22 protein-coding genes are annotated in these 22,408 nt (G+C 32.1%); 10 read left to right on the plus strand and 12 right to left on the minus strand.

Annotation, left to right across the window (positions count from 1 at the left end; genetic code table 11):
* Positions 1–5 precede the first annotated feature (5 nt).
* From FGQ66_RS01805 to FGQ66_RS01815, 3 genes are all read right to left on the minus strand, one after another.
* Positions 6–236, minus strand: coding sequence for a DUF6906 family protein (locus tag FGQ66_RS01805; RefSeq protein ID WP_138301498.1), 231 nt, complete (start codon positions 234–236; stop codon positions 6–8).
* Positions 237–459: 223 nt separating this feature from the next.
* Complete coding sequence (locus tag FGQ66_RS01810) at positions 460–864, minus strand: DUF961 family protein (RefSeq protein ID WP_048340583.1); 405 nt, start codon at positions 862–864, stop codon at positions 460–462.
* A 2-nt stretch (positions 865–866) separates the two neighbouring features.
* On the minus strand, positions 867–1,193 hold the full coding sequence (locus FGQ66_RS01815; RefSeq protein WP_016623926.1) for a hypothetical protein: 327 nt from the start codon (positions 1,191–1,193) through the stop codon (positions 867–869).
* 932 nt (positions 1,194–2,125) lie between these two features.
* Here FGQ66_RS01815 and FGQ66_RS01820 point away from each other — a divergent pair.
* Positions 2,126–2,494 carry a helix-turn-helix domain-containing protein gene (locus tag FGQ66_RS01820; protein ID WP_086327796.1) on the plus strand — a complete coding sequence of 123 codons (369 nt, stop codon included), beginning with the start codon at positions 2,126–2,128 and terminating at the stop codon, positions 2,492–2,494.
* Positions 2,495–2,511: 17 nt separating this feature from the next.
* Positions 2,512–3,141, plus strand: coding sequence for an ImmA/IrrE family metallo-endopeptidase (locus tag FGQ66_RS01825; RefSeq protein ID WP_171024543.1), 630 nt, complete (start codon positions 2,512–2,514; stop codon positions 3,139–3,141).
* Positions 3,142–3,211: 70 nt separating this feature from the next.
* Here the strand turns inward: FGQ66_RS01825 and FGQ66_RS01830 are convergent, their stop codons facing one another.
* A complete protein-coding gene (locus FGQ66_RS01830; RefSeq protein WP_138301499.1) occupies positions 3,212–5,062 on the minus strand; it encodes a hypothetical protein in 1,851 nt (616 codons plus the stop codon).
* A gap of 208 nt (positions 5,063–5,270) precedes the next feature.
* Between FGQ66_RS01830 and FGQ66_RS01835 the strand changes: the two genes are divergently transcribed.
* Positions 5,271–6,722: an ATP-binding protein gene (locus FGQ66_RS01835; RefSeq protein WP_138301501.1), complete on the plus strand. Its 1,452-nt coding sequence runs from the start codon at positions 5,271–5,273 to the stop codon at positions 6,720–6,722.
* Between the two features lie 1,079 nt (positions 6,723–7,801).
* Here the strand turns inward: FGQ66_RS01835 and FGQ66_RS01840 are convergent.
* The 7 genes from FGQ66_RS01840 to FGQ66_RS01870 form a co-directional block, all read right to left on the minus strand.
* Positions 7,802–8,152, minus strand: a complete 351-nt coding sequence (locus FGQ66_RS01840; protein ID WP_249361089.1) for a hypothetical protein — start codon at positions 8,150–8,152, stop codon at positions 7,802–7,804.
* Positions 8,136–8,681 carry an NUDIX hydrolase gene (locus FGQ66_RS01845; protein WP_138301503.1) on the minus strand — a complete coding sequence of 182 codons (546 nt, stop codon included), beginning with the start codon at positions 8,679–8,681 and terminating at the stop codon, positions 8,136–8,138. Before FGQ66_RS01845 ends, FGQ66_RS01840 begins: the two co-directional genes overlap by 17 nt.
* Before the next feature lie 1,015 nt (positions 8,682–9,696).
* Entirely contained in the window at positions 9,697–9,978 is a 282-nt protein-coding gene (locus FGQ66_RS01850) for a hypothetical protein (RefSeq protein WP_138301505.1), read from the minus strand.
* Between the two features lie 1,095 nt (positions 9,979–11,073).
* Positions 11,074–11,724 (minus strand): hypothetical protein, encoded by a 651-nt coding sequence (locus tag FGQ66_RS01855; RefSeq protein WP_138301507.1) that lies wholly within the window; start codon positions 11,722–11,724, stop codon positions 11,074–11,076.
* Positions 11,693–12,379 carry a cell division ATP-binding protein FtsE gene (locus tag FGQ66_RS01860; RefSeq protein ID WP_130095933.1) on the minus strand — a complete coding sequence of 229 codons (687 nt, stop codon included), beginning with the start codon at positions 12,377–12,379 and terminating at the stop codon, positions 11,693–11,695. Before FGQ66_RS01860 ends, FGQ66_RS01855 begins: the two co-directional genes overlap by 32 nt.
* A gap of 122 nt (positions 12,380–12,501) precedes the next feature.
* A complete protein-coding gene (locus tag FGQ66_RS01865) occupies positions 12,502–12,759 on the minus strand; it encodes a hypothetical protein (protein ID WP_138301508.1) in 258 nt (85 codons plus the stop codon).
* Positions 12,760–13,321: 562 nt separating this feature from the next.
* The gene (locus FGQ66_RS01870; RefSeq protein ID WP_130095935.1) at positions 13,322–13,780 is read right to left on the minus strand and encodes a helix-turn-helix domain-containing protein; all 459 of its coding nucleotides are present in this window, start codon (positions 13,778–13,780) and stop codon (positions 13,322–13,324) included.
* A gap of 249 nt (positions 13,781–14,029) precedes the next feature.
* On the opposite strand from FGQ66_RS01870, the gene FGQ66_RS01875 reads away from it, so the two are divergent.
* From FGQ66_RS01875 to FGQ66_RS01890, 5 genes are all read left to right on the plus strand, one after another.
* Positions 14,030–14,506, plus strand: a complete 477-nt coding sequence (locus tag FGQ66_RS01875; RefSeq protein WP_171024544.1) for a hypothetical protein — start codon at positions 14,030–14,032, stop codon at positions 14,504–14,506.
* Entirely contained in the window at positions 14,493–14,966 is a 474-nt protein-coding gene (locus FGQ66_RS15055) for a DUF6568 family protein (protein WP_161116342.1), read from the plus strand. Before FGQ66_RS01875 ends, FGQ66_RS15055 begins: the two co-directional genes overlap by 14 nt.
* Before the next feature lie 898 nt (positions 14,967–15,864).
* Positions 15,865–16,659: a MurR/RpiR family transcriptional regulator gene (locus FGQ66_RS01880; protein ID WP_138301511.1), complete on the plus strand. Its 795-nt coding sequence runs from the start codon at positions 15,865–15,867 to the stop codon at positions 16,657–16,659.
* 1 nt (position 16,660) lies between these two features.
* A complete protein-coding gene (locus tag FGQ66_RS01885; protein WP_138301512.1) occupies positions 16,661–18,112 on the plus strand; it encodes a glycoside hydrolase family 1 protein in 1,452 nt (483 codons plus the stop codon).
* 137 nt (positions 18,113–18,249) lie between these two features.
* Positions 18,250–20,085, plus strand: coding sequence for a beta-glucoside-specific PTS transporter subunit IIABC (locus FGQ66_RS01890; RefSeq protein ID WP_138301514.1), 1,836 nt, complete (start codon positions 18,250–18,252; stop codon positions 20,083–20,085).
* 105 nt (positions 20,086–20,190) lie between these two features.
* On the opposite strand, the gene FGQ66_RS01895 is transcribed toward FGQ66_RS01890, so the two are convergent.
* A complete protein-coding gene (locus tag FGQ66_RS01895) occupies positions 20,191–20,412 on the minus strand; it encodes a helix-turn-helix domain-containing protein (RefSeq protein WP_130095940.1) in 222 nt (73 codons plus the stop codon).
* Between the two features lie 160 nt (positions 20,413–20,572).
* Between FGQ66_RS01895 and FGQ66_RS01900 the strand changes: the two genes are divergently transcribed.
* Entirely contained in the window at positions 20,573–21,283 is a 711-nt protein-coding gene (locus FGQ66_RS01900; protein ID WP_138301515.1) for a hypothetical protein, read from the plus strand.
* Positions 21,280–22,347, plus strand: coding sequence for a YycP family beta-propeller protein (locus FGQ66_RS01905; RefSeq protein ID WP_138301517.1), 1,068 nt, complete (start codon positions 21,280–21,282; stop codon positions 22,345–22,347). The genes FGQ66_RS01900 and FGQ66_RS01905 overlap by 4 nt, the downstream gene beginning before the upstream one ends.
* The last annotated feature ends 61 nt before the right edge of the window (positions 22,348–22,408 follow it).

The raw sequence follows: 22,408 nt of genomic DNA on the forward strand, positions 1-22,408 counted from the left end.
ACTCCTCACACTAGAGAAATCTTTCTCAAATTTTTACTTTCTCTATGAAAAAAAATAATACTAGTAGAATAACGTCTTTCTACTAGCCAATTAACTGGATTCAAGTGTTTATTTTTCAATAACTCTTTTTCTTTTCTAGTGGGGCGTTTCCCCTGTTTCATTTTTTCCCTCTCCTTCTTTAATTCCTCTTCTCCAAGAAGAATAAAATCTTTTAATACTCTTTTACGATTTTTCAAATTCTCTTTCTAAACTCCCCCTATATAGAAATGTACTTCCTTTTTTCGTACTTTTCCCTCCTTTATATTTATTACTAATGTCTATCAATAGAACAATTACTGACACAAATTAATAATAAAAGGGCACTCATTAGAATGCCCTAAATGGTTATTAAACGTAACCAACGTTCGTCCGAATAAGTAGTTTATCATTTCAAAACTCTGTCATTGTATGTGACAATAATTATTTATTTTCTTGTTTTTCTTTTGCTGGTTGAATTGGTGGCACGTTAGTAGCGCCCACTTTTTTAATTCCAGCAGCACGAATTTTGAAAGCTTGTTCTGATTGTACTGAGTTGTTATAACCTTCATACGTACTTAACCAAGCTCTTGCAGTGACATGTCCTGTTAATTCAATTTCATCATCATATTCAATGCCTTTTACTTCATAATCTGGTGCAATTGCTATTTCTACTTGATCGTTTAATTTTTCAGAATAGATTGTCACACGTTTTTCTCTTGCGACATCAGTAACTTTATTTTCTGTATCACGTTCAAAAATTGTTTCAACTTCTAAAAAGTTCATTTTGCCAAAAGTACCTACAACGTCAAAATTTTCAATAATATTATCTTTAAATGTTAAGCTCATAATTACTTGTTCCCTCCTACTACCTCTAAGCGTTTTGCATAAACAACTAGATCCAATGATCGGCTATTTCCAATATTATTTCGTTTTGCACTAATGCGAACAACTGGATCTGTCAAACGAATTTCTTCACGACCATTAAAGGATTGAGAATTTCTTAACCCCGGAACAAAAATTTCAAAATCACGTTGTTCTGCGCTAGACGCAGAAAATACACGTCCTCTCACTGGACTACCGTTAACATACATATCCCGTTCCATACGAAACACTGCTTTAATTTTCTTACCTAATTGTTTTTCATTCAAAGCTACTTCTTGAATACGATTTGCCAAAATAATTTCCTTCTTTCAATTTTTTATAATTAATTTTGTTTGTATTTCTTTGCAAATAAAAAAGCACAACTAGAAGTTTCTAGTCATGCTACTTAAAAGGTATGATTCAAATTAAAGTTAACTGTTTCTTTCAGAAAAATTATTTTCCATTATTTTAAAACACTAACTTTAAAATTTTAGTGATTCTTTATTCATGGTAGTAGAATGTGCATACTGCTGATAATAACTTAAAAGTTCGCTTACGCTATGAAATAGGCCATTATCCATTCGTTTCATAGAATCAATTCTTCAACGTGCTAACGATTATTTGATCGTATCACGACACGTTACTAGACCTACCACATACGGTGTACAACACACCTCCTTTTGCCAAGCTTCAACAAATTTTCTCATTTAATCTGTTTCAGCAATTACTTTCAACGTGTCATCACGACATGGTTATAGAAAATAATCAGAGTCTTTAAGAATAGCCACCCTTCTATCATTAAGCGGAAATTACTCCAATGTTTTCAATGCCCTACCACTTACTTGTAGTCAAAACGGAAAACCTAGTCCTTAATAATAGCTAGAAACCTTCTATCTCAAATCCTCTTTGACATGGCTCTATTTACAGATTCCATTGCCACCTTGCAAACCATTCAACGGCTGGGTTGCTCCACCTCAACAAGACTTATAACCGTAAAGGAAAATATCCTTCTTGTATTATTCCGTCAAATCGCTTAGAATGAAATTGTCTAGATTTATTCTGAGTGTTTGCGAAATAGAAATTTATTTTCTTCTCGTGAACGCTTTTTTGTTTATTTAATTAAAAACTACAAAACGTAGTCTTATGCTCTTAATATAAACTACATTTTGTAGTTTATCAACATTTTGTTGTCTTTTTTTGCTATAATATTTTTACTTTTAATCTTGATATAGGAAGGAGCGCACATATGTTTCCTGATCGTTTAATAGAACTACGGAAGCTACAAAACTTAACCCAACAAGAATTAGCAAATTTACTGAACGTTTCAAAACAAACTGTTGGGAGTTGGGAAAGAGGCAGAACTGAGCCGTCCATTCCTATGATTAATGAATTAGCTAATGTTCTAAATACAACAACAGATTATCTTACTGGAAGGATCTCTGATAGCTCCCCTAATCCAAATGTAAAAACTCAAACTGGCGACAATATTATTTCCCATTTTCGGCTAAACACTGCAAATATGGAAACAGAAGACATAGAAGAACTCGAGGAAGAATTAAACGAGTATATGGAATTTCTGATCCAAAAAGCAAAAGCTAGAAAAAAGAAAAAATAAGTCAGGTGGTTATTACGTTGGATTTTATTCGTGAAGAACTTTATTTTGAAGCCGTAGATTTTGCAAATAAACTAGCACACGAAGTCAGTCTCTATTACTCAAAAAACATTGAGAAAATAAAATGTTTTGATATAGAAGACTATATAATAGAAAAAGATATTGCAGAAGTTATATACTATGATTTCAAAAAACAACTTAGAGACAAAATGCTAGGATCTACAACTAAAATACTAAACGAAGTTCTTATTACGATAAATAGAAATCTAATGTGTGAAAGAAGAAATTTCACCGAAATGCATGAAATTGTTCATCTTTATAAAGACATTCCCTACGCTGGGGAAGGACATACGTTTTCTGACATGATTTCAGAAAATGGTTATTTTTCAGAAGACTTACCTAAAGAATATCGCGCTAATGTTGGGGCAAGTGTCTTAATGGCAAACGATTTAGCTTTAAAATACGCTCTCAATAAATTTTCTTCTTTTGAAGAAGTAGCAAAATATTTTTTCATGAGTAAAGCAGCATTATTCAACCGGTTAACAGAATATTTGATTTTTATAAAAAATTGTCACCCAGTTTATGCTCGTTGCCTTGTAAATGAATATAGATATAAAAAAGAAAAAGAAATTTTAGATTTCTTTTATTAACTTTCACGTAAAATTATCTATAAAAAAACTTGACTTAAAAATGTTATTTTTAAGCCAAGTTCCATAAATGTTAATATGCTATTTTCGAAGATTCCAAAGAAATCATTGCATGCTTTCTATAATTATCTCTATTAACCTTCTCAGATGCCTTTATTTCATTCAATAATTTAATACTATAAATTTCTTCGTCAAACAGTAACAAATATTTACCTATATTTAGATAGTCTTCTTTTCTCACTCTGTATATCTTATCTTCATTCATACTAGTATTTACATAGTCAACATAATCATGTTTATATTGATGATAATCTAAAATTTTATCTTTTAACTCCTCTAACTCTTTATTTACTTTTTTATCACTAAGATACACTTCGTAAGTTAAAAGTCTCTCTATTTCGTAACGCGCCTCACTATCTTTCTCTAAATTACTATTTCTGTTCAAATCTCTTATTTTGTTTGAGAATACTGGTTGATCTAGTATGTCATACAGCTCAGCTATTTTTTCTAATGCACGTGTAAAATTGTTATATTTAAGAAAGAACTTCATCCTTGATTTAATAAATTCTACCTTAAATTGTGAAAGCAGACTTATTTTTAAAGATAACCCAGAAAATAACATAATAGAATAAAAAATATTATCTAAAACATCATTGTTTTTTTGTGTATTTTCCCATTGTGAATAAATTAAACTACTTAGTCTCTCAAGTTCTTTTTTGGCATGTTGCTTTTTGCCTATTTCTTCTATTTTCTGCTTAATTACTCCATTTAATTTATAATCTGTTTCTGGATGATATCTTTTATATTGAAAATATTGGTTAGTTAATTTTTTATCAATCTGTTCATATACATCAATTTTGCTTTTACCCATATCAAAACTTACATATTCAACAATTTCTTTTACAGCATTTTCTTCTGAGAAATTTTTATCTATATTTTTAAAAATTAGTTCACCAAATACTTGTAAAAAATTAGATGAGCTTACCTTAAAAATAATTCCTTTTATTCTATGAAAACTTAGATAAAACTGGCCATTTTGAACATAATCTATATTTAAAGTTTTTAGCAAAGAATTAAACTCTTGTTGTACCAGATTTAAAAATATTTCACTGTTAATTCTATGAGCTGTTTGATAATTAACTTTAACTACCGGTTCTTTTGACAATATTTCAATAATCTTATTGCACTGTTGGGGCTGATTTTTTTTCATATCTTCATATAATTCACGAGTAATTATATATTTTTCATCTTTATAACTTTCACAATAATTTTTAATTTTAATTTTTATATTTGTTCCTCTACCAACTAAAGAACGTAATTCTTTTATATAATGATCATTATTAGTAGTTTTAATGGCTTTTCTCAAAATATCTTTAATTTTCCGACCTATAGACATATACTCACTTGTAAGAAAATTAGGAGCAATTAATGACGTTGTTTTAAGATAATCATTCCATTTTTCAGCGGTACTTCTGATTTTCGGTAATGTTTCTTGAATTTTTTGAAAATTATATGCTTCTTGTGCGTTTTTTATCAGACCACCATGTTCTTTAGAAATATCGTCCCCTAAAGTTTCAACACAAATGCCACCTACGTTAATTATCTTTCCGTTTTTTTTATTACGAATATAACACATGAGATTATGTTTAGTATTACACAAATCACAAGACTCTTTTTTAGCCTTCTTTCGTGTGTTTATGTGTTTCCATTGTTTTCTTGCAAGATTTAACCAAATATCTTTATTATCTTTAATATATTCTATATCTTGTAAGCTAAATCCCTTTAATAATATATCTTTATCGGTTAATCCAGTATTTCTATTCTCTTGAAATAACTCACGCATTCGAGATTTGTTATTCAAAAATTCATTATGCTCACTAAATTGTATTAATCTATAACTAGATAAATCAAGAATTGTTACCATTACTAACTCCTCTCTAATAAACATACTAAGTCTATTATATCAACTACTAATTTAACACTCAATAATCATTATTATGAATAGCATTAACAAATTTGTCTCCCTTTATAATTGCAGTTTTTTATATAATAATCTCTTTTGCCCAATATAGTTATTGTGTTTCACATATATACATCATAAAATAAAGTTAATATGGATACGAGGTGAAACGATGGATTTCAATTATTTGCACAATTTAGTACGTGATAAAATAAACAATACCGGTGAAACTACAGTCAATGAATTTAAACATAATAATAGCAAACCTGAATTAATAGGGGAATATATATCGGCCCTCAGTAATTCTGCAGCTATTGCTAACATTCCTCAAGCTACTATGATATGGGGAATTGAAGACGAAACACATGATATTGTTGGTACTGATTTTTATCCTAGTACTTGTAAAAAAGGGAATGAGGAATTAGAAAACTGGTTATCTAGAAACTTATCACCAAAAATTAGTTTTGAGTTTCATGAATTTACGTATGAAGAAAAACATTTGGTAGTCTTACTAATAGACTCAGCAATGTTTCAACCAATTAAGTTTTTGGGAGAAGAGTATATACGAATCGGCTCATTAAAAAAGAAACTTAAGGATCATCCCGATCAAGAAAAAAAATTATGGAATATTTTTTCAAACACACCTTTTGAATATAATATTGCCAAGGTATTAGAGCATAAAGAAACAATTTTTTCTTTACTCGATTTTGAAAGCTACTATAAACTCCTTGGGAGATCCGTTCCCTCAAATAAAGATTTAATAATAGAAGACTTTTTAAGTGACGGTCTTATTAAAAAAAATAACGGAACTTGGGAAATAACAAATTTAGGCGGTATTTTATTGGCAAATCGTTTATCTGATTTCAATAAGCTTTCTCGAAAAGCAGTAAGAGTAATTTTATACAAGGGAAACAGTAAAATTGAAACTAGAAAAGAACAAATAGGTGGAAAAGGATATGCCTCAGGCTTTGAAGGATTAATACAATATGTGATGGAGTCCTTACCTAGTGAAGAGAATATTCAGGGAGCTTTCAGACAAGAAAATTCTATGTATCCTGAATTAGCGATTCGGGAACTTGTAGCTAATGCTCTGATTCATCAAGACTTATCTATTAGTGGTACAGGACCTACTATAGAGATTTTTGATAACAGAATAGAAATAACTAACCCTGGCCTGCCACTCATACAAGTAGAAAGATTTTTAGATTCTCCACCAAGATCAAGGAATGAAGCGTTAGCTTCCATTATGAGAAGAATGCGTATTTGCGAAGAGCGAGGTAGCGGAATAGATAAAGTTGTCGATATAACAGAAAAAAAACAGCTTCCTGCTCCTAAAATTAACGTTTATGATGGTCACTTAAAAGTAAGTCTATTTGCACAAAAAAATCTAACTGATATGACTAAGGAAGAAAAAATTGAAGCAACATATATGCATGCTTGTTTAAAATATGTTGAACAAGCCCCCATGTCAAACCCAACATTACGAACAAGATTTGGTTTACCTCAACAAAAGAATTCTATAGCTTCTCGTATAATCAGAGATGCAGTAGAAGCTGAGAAAATCAAGCCTCTTGATCCTTCTACTGCCCCAAGATATATGAAATATATTCCATTTTGGGCATAATAAAATATTCTTTTAAAAAAGTTGTCCAGTAAAACATAATTAGTTTTTTTGTTTTATCGGGCACTTTTTTCTTTCATAATTTCTTACTTTTAACTTGTTGCTAAATTGCAAATGTAAAACTTTTTAATACTTTATACTTTTTCTTTCACCTATTTACAGGCTACTTCTCTTTCAGATCATCTTACTTTTAACTTGTCGCTAAATTGCAAATGTAAAACTTTTTAATACTTTATACTTTTTCTTTCACCTATTTACAGGCTACTTTTCTTTCAAATCATCTTACTTTTAACTTGTTGCTAAATTGCAAATGTAAAACTTTTTAATACTTTATACTTTTTCTTTCACCTATTTACAGGCTACTTTTCTTTCAGATCATCTTACTTTTAACTTGTTGCTAAATTGCAAATGTAAAACTTTTTAATACTTTATACTTTTTCTTTCACCTATTTACAGGCTACTTTTCTTTCAGATCATCTTACTTTTAACTTGTTGTTAAATTGCAAATGTAAAATTTTTACATATTAATAATTAGGAAAATAAACTATTTAGTTATAAATAGTACTACTAGACTTATAATCATACTCCTTATATCTTTAACTAACAATACTTTGATTAATCAAAAAAACTCTTTATTCCAATATATTCTGGTCACACTTTTGGTCACAGTTTAATTCAATTCAAATCTAATCACGCTAGCTATACCGTTAAAAATCCCAACAAATCAGTGTTGAATTTTCTTACTTCCTAATAGGCTATTGAGTGGGAATAAAGAACTAATACAATATGGATGGGGAATGCCGATAAATCATTGTTTTTCAACTTATGAAATGCTTGATTTTCATTAAAAATGATATGGTTTCCTACTAAAAATCCCTTGTCAGATTAACGTTTGACAAGGGATTTTTCTTTTGTTCGCTATTTTTCAAGACATGGTTATCAGTCCTATTCTTTTATTATTTTTGAAAAAATGTGAAAATCCTATCATATCAGGCTTTTCACCTAGAATACTTTGAATGTGTTTTGCTGAATTTAATGAATTCGTAACCAAAAATAATCCTGAACGTCTACAAGTATCTATGTTAAAAAATAATTTTCAACAACGCTTCATCAAAAATTTCTTTTGATTTGAGCAGCGGTTCAGAATCACATCCACAAATATGAAACTCTAGCGGCCAGTATTTTTGGTGTTTAGGGTTTAATACATTTTCAATGATTGTATCAACGCCTCGAATACTAAAATGATCCACTAATGGATTATTTTTTTTGTATCCTTTCTTCCCTATACACCATGCACAATTTAAATTACATCTTCCATTTACAGGATGTATATCAACTACTCTAGGAAATACTACTTCATCAGCGTTCAACAATTGAGTTGAAATTTCCATTTCTTTTAGAATGTCAGTTCTCATTTTAGCTACCTTTTTCATTAAAGAAATAGAGTAATAATGCTGTTAGAGACAATCCATCATCAAACTTATTACTTGCAATCATGGACTTAACTTTCTTCTTATCTATCCATTCTATTTTTTGAATTTCCTCTTCATCAATGCCCCTTTGAAAACTATTTTTATCTACTTCTGCAAATAGAACATGAAATTTTTGATTACTTACTCCATTACTTGCATAAAAGTCAAAATGCTCTTTTTTTAAATAAATAGAGTACCCAGTTTCTTCCAAGCACTCTCTAACTCCTGCCTCTGATAGATCTTCTCCTTGCTCTACACTTCCAGCTGGAATTTCTAAACAAATTTTATTCAAAATATATCTATATGCGCTGACAAACAGAACTTCCTCATTTTCATTTTCTATGATTACTGCAACCGAATCGTTAAAAAAATCTATGAAAAAATAGTCCTGTTCTAGCACTTTTCCAACCACGTTTAACTTATCTAAATAGATCTTATACCAGTGGTTTTGTAACACAGGTTCCCTTGAAATTAGTATGTATCTATCCAATGCAATCTCTCCTATCGTTAGTCACTTTCTTAGCATCTGACTATGTTCCACCTTCACACTACTTTTAAGCACCTACGATTCCCTTCCGTCCAATTACGCTACCATCCTACTACTGCTTCGTACTTCTTTATTCTTGCTGAAATAAGTAAAAACGTTTTCGCAGCTTTTACATTTTCAAACTACGGATCATGATTCGTCATGGCAAAACATTTTTAACCAAATAAATAATAGACAACGCAAGAGCAATGAACACTAATAATATAAAAATAAACTTCGCAACTAAGAATATGTTTAAAAATAGATCTCCCATAAAATCATCTCCTAAATTAAGAAACTTTAATTACATTTGCGAACGTTTTTGAAGATAAATTTAAGCATTAGAAACTAATATCCAAAAATAGCAAGATCCTTTAAATTTTGGAAAAAATACAACGAGCATTAGTACATATGTATTTAAAACTATGAAACCAGATACGGCTAAAGAAACAAGTGACTTAGAAAGTATCCGAGTAGATTTTTACCGACGCAACTTTTTATGACGAAAACAGTAATGAAGTGATACACGATTATTTACTACTTTTATATCTATGCCAACTAACGATCAGCCAAAACAAACAAAAACAAGCAGCAGCACCACATTTGATCAATAAAGCGTTTTTTAGAAAAAAGAGACTTACTGCTATAAGTACTAATAATAAATAAAATATATAAATCATTTTTCCAGTGCGCAATTAAGAATCACCTCATTTGTGTTTGCAAGCCATTTGATACGCTTAGATTTACTCATCATTAATCATAAAAATTTCTAATTCATCCTCACTTTTCTTGTATCATAAAATACAAAAGTTTTTTCATTGGTTATTCTAATCAAAGAGGGGATGTTTATTATATTATGTATTTTTCTCTTTTTCTGCAGATGCCAAATACGGGATAAATGACCTACCATGTGGATAGGTAATTTAATGTTAACCCTACCGCCTTGAAAAAGAGCAATGAATCCATTTTATACATAGGATTAATCCTTTTCTTTTTCTATATTTATTACTTTTTTAAATTTAGTAGGAGAGATTTCTAAAATTTCACCTTCAAACTTTATTATGATCTTATCTTTTGCTTTCAATTGTTTTTTTGTAAAATCAAATTCTTTTTTTTGAATACTATATTCGTTCTGTTTTTCATCTTCAAATACGAACTCATCTGCAGAAATAGTTGTCACAACTCCATGAACCTTTTTTTCATTTTCATTACCAACTATATACCACAGGATTCCTACACAAAAACAACAAAAAACTATCATAAAACATATTTTCTTTATTTTATATCCCTCCTTTTAGATTAAGAGTGCCTTAAAAGCGCTTTCTAAAAAGTAATAGAATAATCATAATTTTTCATTTTGTATTGTTTATACGCATAATAAGCATATTACTGAAAAATAATATGGTTCGCTACTTTTTGAGATAAGTTAAATAAAATCTGTCATCAATAAAACAGCTAGTACAGTAATGATAAATAGTAAGAACTTAAAAAATTTGGGATTTTTATTTTTGAAATAATCGAAGAAAAGTAAAAGCGATAACGAAATAGCAAACAAGATTATATATATAAGATTATTCATTGAGATATCCCCCATATGGAATTCTATTTTGATCTGACACACCGAGACATAAAGCAATCATATCCTCTATTTTGTGCTATTAGAACTACAGCTAAGTTGAAGCTACTGAATCTAAGATTAACGCCGATACAGTGATACCAATACTTAAACCAGCAGCAACTCTATTCCTATCTTCGATTTTAGATTCCTAGGCTGTTATGACTCGTATTTTAAACCCATCGGGATGGAATTTTTCTTCGATAGCTTTCACGACTTCGGGTGGTTTGTGAATGATCGCTGTCCTTTTAAGTGCAAGTAGCTTGCTAGATATTAATTACGTTCATTTGCTAAAAATTTTCTATTTATTTTGTTTTTCTTCTACTTTTTTATTTTGTCGTATTGTTTTAGTGACGATATATAATACGATATAGATAAAAATACAAATAGTAATCCTTGATATACTATATGTTGTAAAACCAAATCTATGAATAAAAAAGAATAGTACTATCAAGTTTAAAATCAAAAATGTTCCTTTAGAAACCATTTAACCCTCTCCTACATAGCCTACTCATCCCATCATAGTTTGGCTATTTTTAGCATAAATTATTTTCCATTAGTCTATCATAAAATATTTTTCTTTTCACTCACTCATTTTGCACTGAGTATTTCATACTATAAAAACTATTTTACTGCTTTTGATTATCAAAATGTTCTAATTTTCATATACTTTTACTAAAAAAATGTATTCCCTTAGCTTCAAATGCAGTTATTACTTCATAAAATACTTCTAAATAATTATCAGTAAAGTGAATATGTTCTCTTAAACTTCTTAATACTAACACATTCAATTAGGATTGAAAAAAAAGCTAGTATTAGCACAACTACTAATAAAAACAAAAACATAGAAAAAAATATGGCACTTCTATCATATGGATAAACAGCATAAGGTAATATAGAGTTCAGTGATGAAATTAATTTTAAATCTATACAAATACAAATTATGTAACTAAGAAGAAAACCTTCCATATAAACAAATAAATTTCTCATCAATAGTTCTTTTAATACATACTTCGGGTGAACTCCTAAAAATATTTTTGTTTGGACATCCTCTTTGTTGATTACTTTCATTAGTAGAAATTTATTTCGAAAATCAAATAATATGTAAATAGTAATAGTTATTATTAAAAGTGATATAATATCTCTTCCCACAGATATCTGCATAATCAAAAATGTATTGCTATTCAACCCAATTTGATCGGTATCTATTAATTCCTGTTCCATAGTATGAATAAACCGTTGAATGTATTGCTGAAAAAAGATACATTCTAAATAGATTATTCCAACAATCAGTATGGAGATAATATTTCTAATCCCCATCTTGCTTGCACTTTTCATACTCCTTCGGATAAGGTAGAAATTAGACAAAATAGTTGGAGCCACTTTGATCATATACTTTCTCCCCTTTAGCCAATTTAACTACTCTAAAATTTGATTTTTCTATGAAGTAAGGGTCATGAGTGGTCATGATGACTGTAGCGCCAGCTTTGTTCTGCTTTTTGAGTATTTCAAAAACCTTTTTTGAATTTCCCCTATCTAAATTGGATGTGGGTTCATCGGCAATAATGATTTGAGGATCTCCTATTATTGCCCTTGCAATATTTGCTCGTTGTCTTTCACCACCAGATAGATTTTTAGGTAAACTTCTTACTTTTTTGTCTACACCTAATTCTACTGTGACTCTCTCAAGATTTGACTGTATTAACGAAAATGGGTAGCCCAAAAATTCTAACTTGTAAGTGATATTGTCAAATACGGTCCACTCCTCAACAAGTCTTGTATCTTGAAAGATTATCCCCATCGTTCTCCTCAATTTCTGTAATTCCCTGTAGTCATATTGACTTAACTCTTTGTCATTAATTTTTAAACTACCAGAATTATACATTCGCCTTCCTTGAATTAGTTCAAGTAACGCTGTTTTTCCTGATCCACTTTCTCCAATTAAAAAAATGAATTCCCCAATTTTAATCTCTAAATTTATATTTTTTAAAATATTATTACCTTTTTGTTCCATACCAAGATTACTCATACAAATTAGATTATTCATCTTTATGCATACCCCCTAACTCAGTTGGAAAATTTTTTCATAAATCACTCATAGGACATTATCATTGATAGTAATGTCAGCTATTTAAATCTCTAAAGATTTTTGTTCCAGGTTCATTATTTTTATTCATTTTTTGATTTTCTCTTACGTTTTGCTTCTTCTAAAAAATAAGCTTTGTTGTCTATTTCCTTTGACCTAAATGCCGTACCCGCTGTATCTCTGTTCATATTATTAATTCCACCTAATCCAGAATCTATCATTGTATTCCAACCCTTGTTAGGGTCCTTTCCTTCTTGCCTTAATTTCCAATTTTTTTTCCTTAGTTCTGCTTTTCTTTTTTCTTTTCTCGCTACAAACCAGTGATGGATATTTATATTCATAGAAATCTCCTACTTTCTTTTTATATATTCACAGTGGATGAGACGGACTATACATGTGCCACATAAGTAGAAAAATTTGTACCACTTAAAAAGAAAAGATGACAGCGCATACCCCCTAACTCAGTTGGAAAATTTTTTCATAAATCACTTATAAGAAATTATCATAGATAGTAGTGTCAGTTATTCAAATCTTTAAAGATATTAGATAATAGTAAATTTGCTAGCTTATTTATACTTCTCATTTTGTTATTCTTTTACTGTTCCCCTCCTAAACTTAGAAGCATTTCTTAATGATAAAAAGTAAAATATCCTAGATAAAACAAATAACCCAATCGTTGTTTTTAAATCTGAACAATGCAATTATACCTTTACAAGCCTATTGCGTAAACGCTTTCTGTTTAATTTGTATTGTTATAAAAAACTCTTGATATATCATTCTTTTATTAACACAAAAACAAAACATCATGTATTCATTTTTACTACTGAATATTTCTTAGAACTAACTTTTTTATCTCCAATACAAACTAAATTAAGTGTTCTTAAAAAGATTAGTAACCTACTCCTATTTTTCTGAATCGAAGAATTGTTTCACTAAATAATATACAAATAATGATACCAATAGAAATATAATTCCTAACGAAAAGAAAAATAGAAATGGAATATTTATTTTCGCTGGGAGCATAGCTACAAGTGTAATTATTATGCTCAGAAGTAAAATAAACGGAGTCATTTTTTTATAGATCTTACTTTTTTCAGTTTCAGAATCAGTGGATGACGATATTTCTTCTACCTCTAGATTTTCTGATTCTTGAATCGGTTGACTATCCTCAACTGAAGTAAAGTAAGAAAGCGATATTTTATAATATTCACAAATCTTTATTAATGTATCTATATCGGGTCTTGATTTTTCATTTTCCCAATTAGAAATAGCTTGTCGCGTTACTAATAAATGATCAGCTATTTGTTGTTGAGACTTTCCTGCTTTTTTTCGTTCCATCTTCAACTTTCTTCCAATTTCCATAAAAACCTCCTATTCTTAATCTCTTATAAATAGTTTATTTTTCTAACAATAATCTTCAACTCTAATCTTTGAATTATTCATTAAATTATGAAAAAGCAATGAATAATTGCGAAATGCAATCAATCATTTCTATACTTTCCTGCCTATTTATCTACATACTTGAAGTATGCCTTACGTAAAGCAAAAAATAATAGGATGGTGTTGACAATGACGAATCGTATCAAATATTTTAAAAGTCTCATGATTTTCATGACCGGAATTTTACTCTTTAATTGTATTTTCCCTACTACAAAAGTATTAGCTGCAGAGATAGATGGCAATGTCGAAAAAATGAACCTTATTCTAGAACATGATAGCGAAATAGAGCAGGCTTTTTCTAAAATAATGGAATATTCAACGTATGATTATGAAACAAACCAATGGATATTAAGCCATGACATTGTTAGTGACGGCTACTTTACGGAACAGCAGTTTCAAAATGCAGAAAAAGCTGGTAGGTTATGGAAAAATGTGGAAGATACCTATATCAGTAAAACAGGACCTCAAAAACGGGTACTGCCGGTATTACTGATTTTAGCAATCAAAGCTGTAGGCGTGATAGTTGGCACAGTAGTGGTTACAAAAATGACTGAATACTTCCTAACTTGGGGCATTAGTTCTGGTTGTAGAAAATACAAACAATATAGTATGATCAAATCTTTCTGTACAGCTAATGGATTCTTATAAAAAATTTTTCTTGATTACCGTATTCCCCATTTGTTTATACTTTTGTATTGCTGGCTGTAGCAGAAATGATCAAATAAAAATTCACAAATCTGATACAGAATTAAGTAGAACACTTGAAAATATCGAGAAAGAAAATTATGTCAAAATCACAAAAAATTTTTCTGTGGTCACTGTAACAGAACTTAAAAAGGGCATACCCTCAAATATTGAAGAAGAAACATATATATATGTTGGTCGATCTACTTGTCCAGATTGTCGGAATTTTATTCTTAAATTGAACAATAATATTCCTTCCAATTATAAAATTTATTATATAGATACAGACAGATGTTCAAAATCAGAAATAAATTACTTATCTGAAATAAAAGTATCTGAAGTACCCAGTATGATACATTTGAATCAATCAGGAGAAATAAAATTGATTAAAATTAGCAATTTTGAAAGAGAGATCATGAAATGAAATTAAAATTAGTCATATCACTATTTATTTTAGCTTTTCTAGCATACATTATGATTTACTCGACAAAAGAAATCAAAGCCACTATTCTTTTTGTGGGATTGATTATTCTATTATTTCTTTTATGTGGAGTCCTTATTATCACTGGATTTAAAGCGTTAACAGAATACTTTAAATAAAATATTTCAATCAAGTGAAACAGATTCTTAAATTACTAAAAAGTCTGAGTTAGTGCTATACCCATTATACCACTAGCTCAGACTTTTAATATTCATTAATAAACTAAGCCAAACTTTTTTGTGCCACAGTCGCAAGTCGTAAATACTTCAATTAATCATCGCTATCTACATGTTCCTTATTACTAGTGTTAACACTAATATGTTGATGATAGGCAAATCACTCCCTCTGACTTTGATTGAATTTAGACACTTTAATTTTGCAAGGTAGTGTGCTTTTTATGTAGATTAAAATCAAAAAGTAGGACAGAAACTGATTTTTGTCCCACGCTCATTTCCCCTATCATTCCCTCATCTCTTTATTCCGCGAAGCCAGATTTTGCTTACCATTGGTGCCTATTCTCACTTGGAATGAAACTATTCCCTAACTATTTTCTTTCGAACGAACTTTTCTAACGCTGGCTTATCATACGCAAGCGATTCCTACTTTCATGATACGCTATTTTTATATTTTACTCATTCTCTACTTCCTTCCCGCCACCTATACCATCCCAGTCTTCAATTTCATCTAAAAAGAAGCAAATTCCATTATTCTTTGATAAACTAATCCAAATAAGTCTGACCTGTCTGTCCTCTGCTATTGGGGACACAATCTGCACCCCATTACTCAATAAATTCCGCTATAGTTAAGACAGAATCTAACTTGGCCAAGGGAGATCATAAAAATGGATAATAATCGTTTGAATCTAATCTACAAATTAAACCGTATCGTGAATGAAAATGAAATAGGGTCAGTGGAATATGAACTAGCAAAGTACTTTTTGGAAAATTTCAAATACGTCAAGCAGTGGAACATTTATCAAATCGCTGAAGAAAATCATGTTTCCCGAGCTTCAGTACGTCGTTTTGGAAAATTACTCGGTTATGAAAATTTCTCAGATATGAAAGCGCACGCACAAGAGTTTGATGATGGCGTGCTTGAGTTTGAACAATTTTATGGCTACGATCACTTTCTAGATAAACTAGTGATGAATATCACTTCTCTAATGGAAGAATTGAGCATTCGATTCAACACACAAGAAGTCAATCGTCTCGTTAAAATGATCAATGAAAGCCAGCAAGTTGTTATCGTTTGTTCCAGTAATATTGCCGGCGCAGTAAGTACTTTTCAACAGCGAATGATTATTTTCGGAAAGCGGATCACTTTGATTACTTCGAAAGAAGAACTTGCGAATAGTACTTTCTCAAAAGATCGATCATTGCTTATTCTTTTTTCGATTTCTGGATTATTCGTTTCGACACTCGCAGATGAGCTGACTAAGATCGAGGCAAAAAAAGTTTTATTCACGAATAACCGTAATCCGATATACAATAAATATTTTGATAAATTGTATCATCTAAGTGCACAACACCACGAAGCAGAGATCAATGATCTACTCTATTACACCTACGGCATTCATTTTGTTCTTGATTTATTGTTCAACGGTTACTTATTGAAGTATAAGAAAGAAGGAAACTAGTATGCATTACAAAGAACAACCAACATTTCCTAAAGACTTTTTATGGGGCGCTTCAAGTGCAGCCTGGCAAGTAGAAGGTGCCGTGGCGGAAGATGGCAGAGCTCAGGCAATCATTGATTTGAATAGTCAAACAAAAAAACCATTTACGGATAATTCAATTGCTGCAGATCACTACCATCACTACAAAGAAGATGTGGCTTTGATGAAAGAATGTGGATTCACCTCCTATCGTTTCTCAATTGCTTGGCCTAGAATCTATCCTGATAATTCTGGCGTTCCTAATCAACTAGGAATCGATTTTTACAACAATCTAATCAACGAACTAATTGAAAATGGTATCACACCGATCGTCACACTGTATCACTACGATATGCCTGTTTGGGTAGATGAAGAGTTCAACGGCTGGTATGGTCGAGGAATCATTGATGCATTCGATCAATATGTTCGTACATGTTTCAATGAATTTGGTGATCGCGTGAAATATTGGTTAGCGATCAATGAACAGAATATGCAGATCGTCTATGGTGACTGGTTAGGTGTTTGTAAATATCCTGACACTTGGTTCGAAGACAAGTGGAAGGTCAATCATATTATGAATCTTTGCCATGCAAAAGCGGTGATTGCTTGCCACGAACTTGTTGAAGATGGCAAAATCGGTCCTGTACCTGGTATGGTGCCTTTCTATCCTGAAACTTGTAAACCAGAGGATCAAATCGCTGCAATGAATGCGGAGGAATTAACCGAAAAAATCTGGAATGATTTCAATGCAAATCGCGAGTACAATGGATTTATCAAACGTTACTGGAAAGAATACAACATCGATCCTGACATCCGCCCTGGAGATATGGAATTAGTCGCTAAGGCAAAGATCGATTTCTTTGGTATCAATTGTTACCGTAGTAACGTTGCAAAAGAGTCTCCTTTTGATTCAAAGGCTCAAGCATTAGGATTGAATAAAACTGGAGAAAAAGGTGGTTTTGTTTATCCTAACTATCCAGGAATCTATGCTCAAGCGCAAAATCCATATGTGGAAACGACTGACTGGGATTGGGAAATCGATCCTGTTGGTATGCGGTACTTGATGCGCTATATGGATGATCATTATCATTTACCAATGGTGATTACTGAAAATGGCTATGGTGCCCATGAATCAGTAGCTGCAGATGGCAAAGTCCATGATCCTGAACGAATCAAGTTTTTAAAAGAACAAATTTATCAAATCGGCCTAGCAATTGAAGATGGTGCCAAAGTATTTGGCTACAATCCTTGGTCATTTACAGACCTGTTAAGTACCGGTAACGGCATGGCTAAACGCTATGGATTAGTGTATATCAATACAACGGACCAAGAAGTCCTTGATTTGAAACGTATTCCGAAAGATTCTTTTTATTGGTACAAAGAAGTGATTGCTTCGAATGGCGCCAAAGTAAGTGAATCAAAAGAACAAGAATAGAAAAACAGATAAGGATGAGAGAGCATATCGTGTGGTCCAAAAATTCTATAGACCTTAACGCACACCTTATGCTATCCATCCCTCTTCTCTTCCAATGTCGAAAGCGTTTAATATCCATGAAAATGAGGGTGGAATCAATGAAGAAATATGATGAACTGAGTCAATTTATTCTTGAAAATATCGGTGGAATCAATAATGTGATCAGCGCCAACCACTGCGCAACCCGACTACGTTTAAAATTAGCCGATGTATCTCAACTTGAAGAAGAAAAACTAAAAACAAATCCGTTGATCATGGGAATTGTTAAAAGAGAAAATGAGATCCAATTAGTGATTGGACCAGATGTTCCAAAAGTCTATGCGTTGTTTTCTGCACAATTAGATCAAAAAAAAGAACCATCAGCCGAGATTCCTACAAAAAAAAGTATCAAAGCGTATGGATCAGCAATTGTTGACTTTATTAGCGGTACCTTTGTTCCTGTCCTTCCAATCTTAGTTGCAGCTGGTTTGGTTTCTGCGGTTCTGAATATTGGTGTTACTTTTTTTGGAATTGGCACAGAAAGTGGCACTTATACGATTTTAAATGCTGTTAATAATGCTGGTTTTTATTATTTACCGATTTTTATCGGCTACAGTGCGGCGAAAAAATTGGGGATCAATGGAATGCTAGGTATGTTTTTGGGCGCAATTCTTGTCCATGCCTCCATTGATGGTATCGCAAATTTAGATTTCTTGAGTATTCCTGTCCCAACTACTACCTATAATACAACCACTATTCCAGTGATCTTTGGTGTATTGTTCATGGCTTTGGTTGACCGACTTGGTGATCGATTCATCCCACAAGCGATCAAATATTTTCTCAAACCTCTACTAGTGATTTTGATTACCGTACCTGTCACTTTGATCGTTTTAGGACCTCTAGGTAACATCGTCGGTAGCTTCATTGCTGACGGATTAAGCTTCATGTATGAACATCTAGGATGGTTGTCTGTCGGTATCGTTGGCGCAGTAACACCATTACTAGTAATGACCGGAACAAATCAAGCATTATTCCCACTAGTTTTTGCCATGATGGGAGATTATGGCTATGATTCTTTCGTTCTTCCTGCCATGCTAGCAGCAAATGTGGCAGTTGGTGCAGCTGCACTAGCCATTTCATTTCAAGAAAAGGACACAGATAAACGTTCCTTATCTTTATCTGCTGGTATCACGGGGATCATGGGTGTAACAGAACCTGCGATTTTTGGAGTATTGATCAATTACAGTAGTGCCTTCTTCGGTGCTATCATCGGTGGCGGAATTGGAGGCATTTTGGCTGGGCTGGTCCAATTAAAACAATACGCTGTCGTTTCGCCAGGGATTGCCGCGATCCCTACATTTATCCCAACAGATGGTTCAGGTTTGAATCGTAATTTTTGGTTTTCTATCCTTACGATCCTACTTTCAATGCTCCTATCCTTTGTCGTCACGATCCTTTTACAAAAGCAGACGATAAAAAAAGAAAAATTGCAACAAGCCTCTCAAGCAGTAAAAATCTCAAGTCCACTTACAGGAAAGGTCGTACCCTTACAACAAGTCAACGATCCAATGTTTGCAGATAAAATGATGGGAGATGGGTTAGCTGTTTTTCCTACAGAAGGAGAAGTTTGCTCCCCTATTGATAGCTATGTGATCATGACCACTCCAACCAAACATGCGATTGGCTTACGGGGAGATAATGGCGTAGAGATACTCATCCATATCGGGATGGATACAGTTGAATTAAATGGGCGGTTCTATGAACTGCACGTGGCAGAAAACCAATACGTCCATGCAGGAGATGCTTTGATCACTGTTGATTTAGAGAATGTTTCTGCTGCTGGTTATGATTTAACGACACCGATTATCGTCACGAACACAGCTGATCATGAACCATTTGCTAAAACTGTACAAGAAAAAGTACAACGAGAAGATTATTTATTCTCTGTCAATTAGAGAATAACTGGCATGAAGAACAAAGAAAAGATTATAGAGAGATGGCTGACTGACCGTTCTCTATAATCTTTTTTGGTACTAATGCCTGTTTCATTTCCATTGGTGTCACTTTTTATTCTCACCAACTTTATCAAATAACACTTTGATTTCTTGTTCTGTACACTGATACAAGCAAAAAATTTTATGTAACATTTCGTAAGACGGTCGAGCATTCCCGTTTTCCCATTTTGATACTCCCTGTCTGGAAATATGTAATTGTTTCGCTACAAAAGCTTGAGTATAGCCGTTTTTTTCTCTTTTCTGACGTAACCAACGTGCAAATTCCATCATTTTTGCCTCCTTTATTTGTTTTTCTTCTCCCTTTTTATTACCAGTATACCGAAAAAACAGAAATTGAAAGAATAAAGCAACTCTTTGGTTCTTTTTATTTTATTTTAAATAGTATACGCTTCCTTTGTAAATATAATTAGGAAAGGTGGAAAGAGTTATGAAGAAACTACTGATTGCTTGTTTGACTTTAGGACTAGCATTGAGCGGAACATTCGTCAGTGCCACAGAAACAACAAAAATCGATCAGTTGTTGGAATTGCAGCCAGGTTTATCCCGAGAAGAATTAATGGAGGGAATCGAAGAAACAGCAAAAAGCATGGGTAAATCAGAGACAGAGGTGATTGACCTCGCCTTGAATGAATTAGAACAGACGATAGCAGAAGAACAAGGAGAATCACGACTACGCGGTGGCAGTTCAGGAAACCGTTATTTGACTCCTGCTGATCGAAAAGGAGATATTTTTTATACGCCTTCCTCCACCTTAGGTATTCAGCATGGGCATGTAGGACTTTATCATACAAGAGATTCCATCGTTGAATCTATCCCCTCCACTGGCGTGAGAAGAATATTTTACAAGAGTAGAAATGTTGAAAAAAATGCAGTCATGCAACTTGTGAATACGACGCAAGCAAAGAGAAATGCTGCTGCAGATTGGGCAAATTTGCGTGTTGGGAAAGATGCCTATTCTTACAACTTTGTGACTAACCGGCAAACTGCGCATACTGGTGCTAAAAATTGTTCAAAACTGCTTTGGAGTGCTTACATCCAAAAGGCGGGAATCGATATCGACCGAAATGGAGGGACAGGTGTTTATCCAATTGATATCCGTGACTCTAGTTATACAAGGACCTATAAAGTGATTCTATGAAAAAGTACCCTCTGCTACTGTTCGGTGCTTTTCTTTTCTTTTTATCTAGCTGTACTTTTGATACTACCGATCAAAAAAATACTACTACTTATGACTACTACTTGTATTTCTCTACCACGATGGACAACTATCTGACTTCTGGCAGATTAATCGGAGTTGGCGCTAAAGACCAAGTGTTGTTAAAAACAAGCGGCTTGGAGCTAGGCGGTTTTACGCAATTGGACCAGCAACTTCATTGTTCTGATCGACAATATGATTATATCTATACGCCTAAAACTGGGAAAATCAAAAAAGTAAAGCGAGCAACTAAAGAGCATACCGGCATTAAAACAATGGCGATTGAAGAGACAGTTATTAAACTTTTTAATCATGGGTATTCGGAGAATGGACAATATCATACGCATATATATATGAATCAGAAAAATTATCTTATAAAGGAATACATCTACATCGTGGGGAATGACCTAAACAATATTTACACTCTAGGTGAAACAGACTTAAATGAATTATCTCTTAGTCGTCACTACTTCCATCAAGACGAATTAATCAGCGAGTTCATCGGCACATTCCCTAATTCCGAAAGAGAAAGTTATCATTTTTCTTATTATTTGGCAGTTTACCATAATACCCTATACTCTGTTGTTTTTGATTTGTCTTCTGGTAATCCCTATTTATTTCAATATTCTCTAACGGATCATATGCACAATTTAAAAAATTTAGCTTCAGAGATAAAATTTGAAGACGTAGGATTTTTTTCAGCAAATGGTAGCTTTATTTACAAAGACCAACTCGTCTATTTTTCTGGAAACAACACCATATACTTTATTGACTTAGAAACCGCACAGATCAACAAAAAATATTACACTGATATTGATTTAACTGGACACTTTTTTATTGATTCCATTGATGGACAAATGATTGCAATCGCAAACTATAATGCAGAACATAACATTGATATATGGACACTCGATTTAGCAACTTTCAAAGAAAAAAAGGAACGTACAATAGACACTTCTTTGTGGCGTAGCAATGAATACTTATATGATTTCCAAGTAAGTAAATAAGCACACTCCATCCTTTAAAAAATACCCACTCACGTGATTAGCAATCAATATGCTTAAAGCG

The sequence above is a fragment of the Enterococcus sp. BSD2780061688st2 D3 genome (assembly GCF_005844145.1).
Classification (GTDB): Bacteria; Bacillota; Bacilli; order Lactobacillales; family Enterococcaceae; genus Enterococcus_B; species Enterococcus_B durans.

What these genes read in the sequence shown, in the direction of transcription:
- FGQ66_RS01830 (WP_138301499.1), bottom strand. Translation starts at nt 5,062, where the DNA reads ATGGTAACAATTCTTGATTTATCTAGTTATAGATTAATACAATTTAGT.
- FGQ66_RS01840 (WP_249361089.1), bottom strand. Translation starts at nt 8,152, where the DNA reads ATGAAAAAGGTAGCTAAAATGAGAACTGACATTCTAAAAGAAATGGAA.
- FGQ66_RS01835 (WP_138301501.1), top strand. Translation starts at nt 5,271, where the DNA reads ATGGATTTCAATTATTTGCACAATTTAGTACGTGATAAAATAAACAAT.
- FGQ66_RS01895 (WP_130095940.1), bottom strand. Translation starts at nt 20,412, where the DNA reads ATGGAATTTGCACGTTGGTTACGTCAGAAAAGAGAAAAAAACGGCTAT.
- FGQ66_RS01820 (WP_086327796.1), top strand. Translation starts at nt 2,126, where the DNA reads ATGTTTCCTGATCGTTTAATAGAACTACGGAAGCTACAAAACTTAACC.
- FGQ66_RS01875 (WP_171024544.1), top strand. Translation starts at nt 14,030, where the DNA reads ATGACCGGAATTTTACTCTTTAATTGTATTTTCCCTACTACAAAAGTA.
- FGQ66_RS01880 (WP_138301511.1), top strand. Translation starts at nt 15,865, where the DNA reads ATGGATAATAATCGTTTGAATCTAATCTACAAATTAAACCGTATCGTG.
- FGQ66_RS01905 (WP_138301517.1), top strand. Translation starts at nt 21,280, where the DNA reads ATGAAAAAGTACCCTCTGCTACTGTTCGGTGCTTTTCTTTTCTTTTTA.
- FGQ66_RS01870 (WP_130095935.1), bottom strand. Translation starts at nt 13,780, where the DNA reads ATGGAAATTGGAAGAAAGTTGAAGATGGAACGAAAAAAAGCAGGAAAG.
- FGQ66_RS01855 (WP_138301507.1), bottom strand. Translation starts at nt 11,724, where the DNA reads ATGATCAAAGTGGCTCCAACTATTTTGTCTAATTTCTACCTTATCCGA.
- FGQ66_RS01810 (WP_048340583.1), bottom strand. Translation starts at nt 864, where the DNA reads ATGAGCTTAACATTTAAAGATAATATTATTGAAAATTTTGACGTTGTA.
- FGQ66_RS15055 (WP_161116342.1), top strand. Translation starts at nt 14,493, where the DNA reads ATGGATTCTTATAAAAAATTTTTCTTGATTACCGTATTCCCCATTTGT.
- FGQ66_RS01890 (WP_138301514.1), top strand. Translation starts at nt 18,250, where the DNA reads ATGAAGAAATATGATGAACTGAGTCAATTTATTCTTGAAAATATCGGT.
- FGQ66_RS01865 (WP_138301508.1), bottom strand. Translation starts at nt 12,759, where the DNA reads ATGAATATAAATATCCATCACTGGTTTGTAGCGAGAAAAGAAAAAAGA.
- FGQ66_RS01885 (WP_138301512.1), top strand. Translation starts at nt 16,661, where the DNA reads ATGCATTACAAAGAACAACCAACATTTCCTAAAGACTTTTTATGGGGC.
- FGQ66_RS01850 (WP_138301505.1), bottom strand. Translation starts at nt 9,978, where the DNA reads ATGATAGTTTTTTGTTGTTTTTGTGTAGGAATCCTGTGGTATATAGTT.
- FGQ66_RS01900 (WP_138301515.1), top strand. Translation starts at nt 20,573, where the DNA reads ATGAAGAAACTACTGATTGCTTGTTTGACTTTAGGACTAGCATTGAGC.
- FGQ66_RS01860 (WP_130095933.1), bottom strand. Translation starts at nt 12,379, where the DNA reads ATGAATAATCTAATTTGTATGAGTAATCTTGGTATGGAACAAAAAGGT.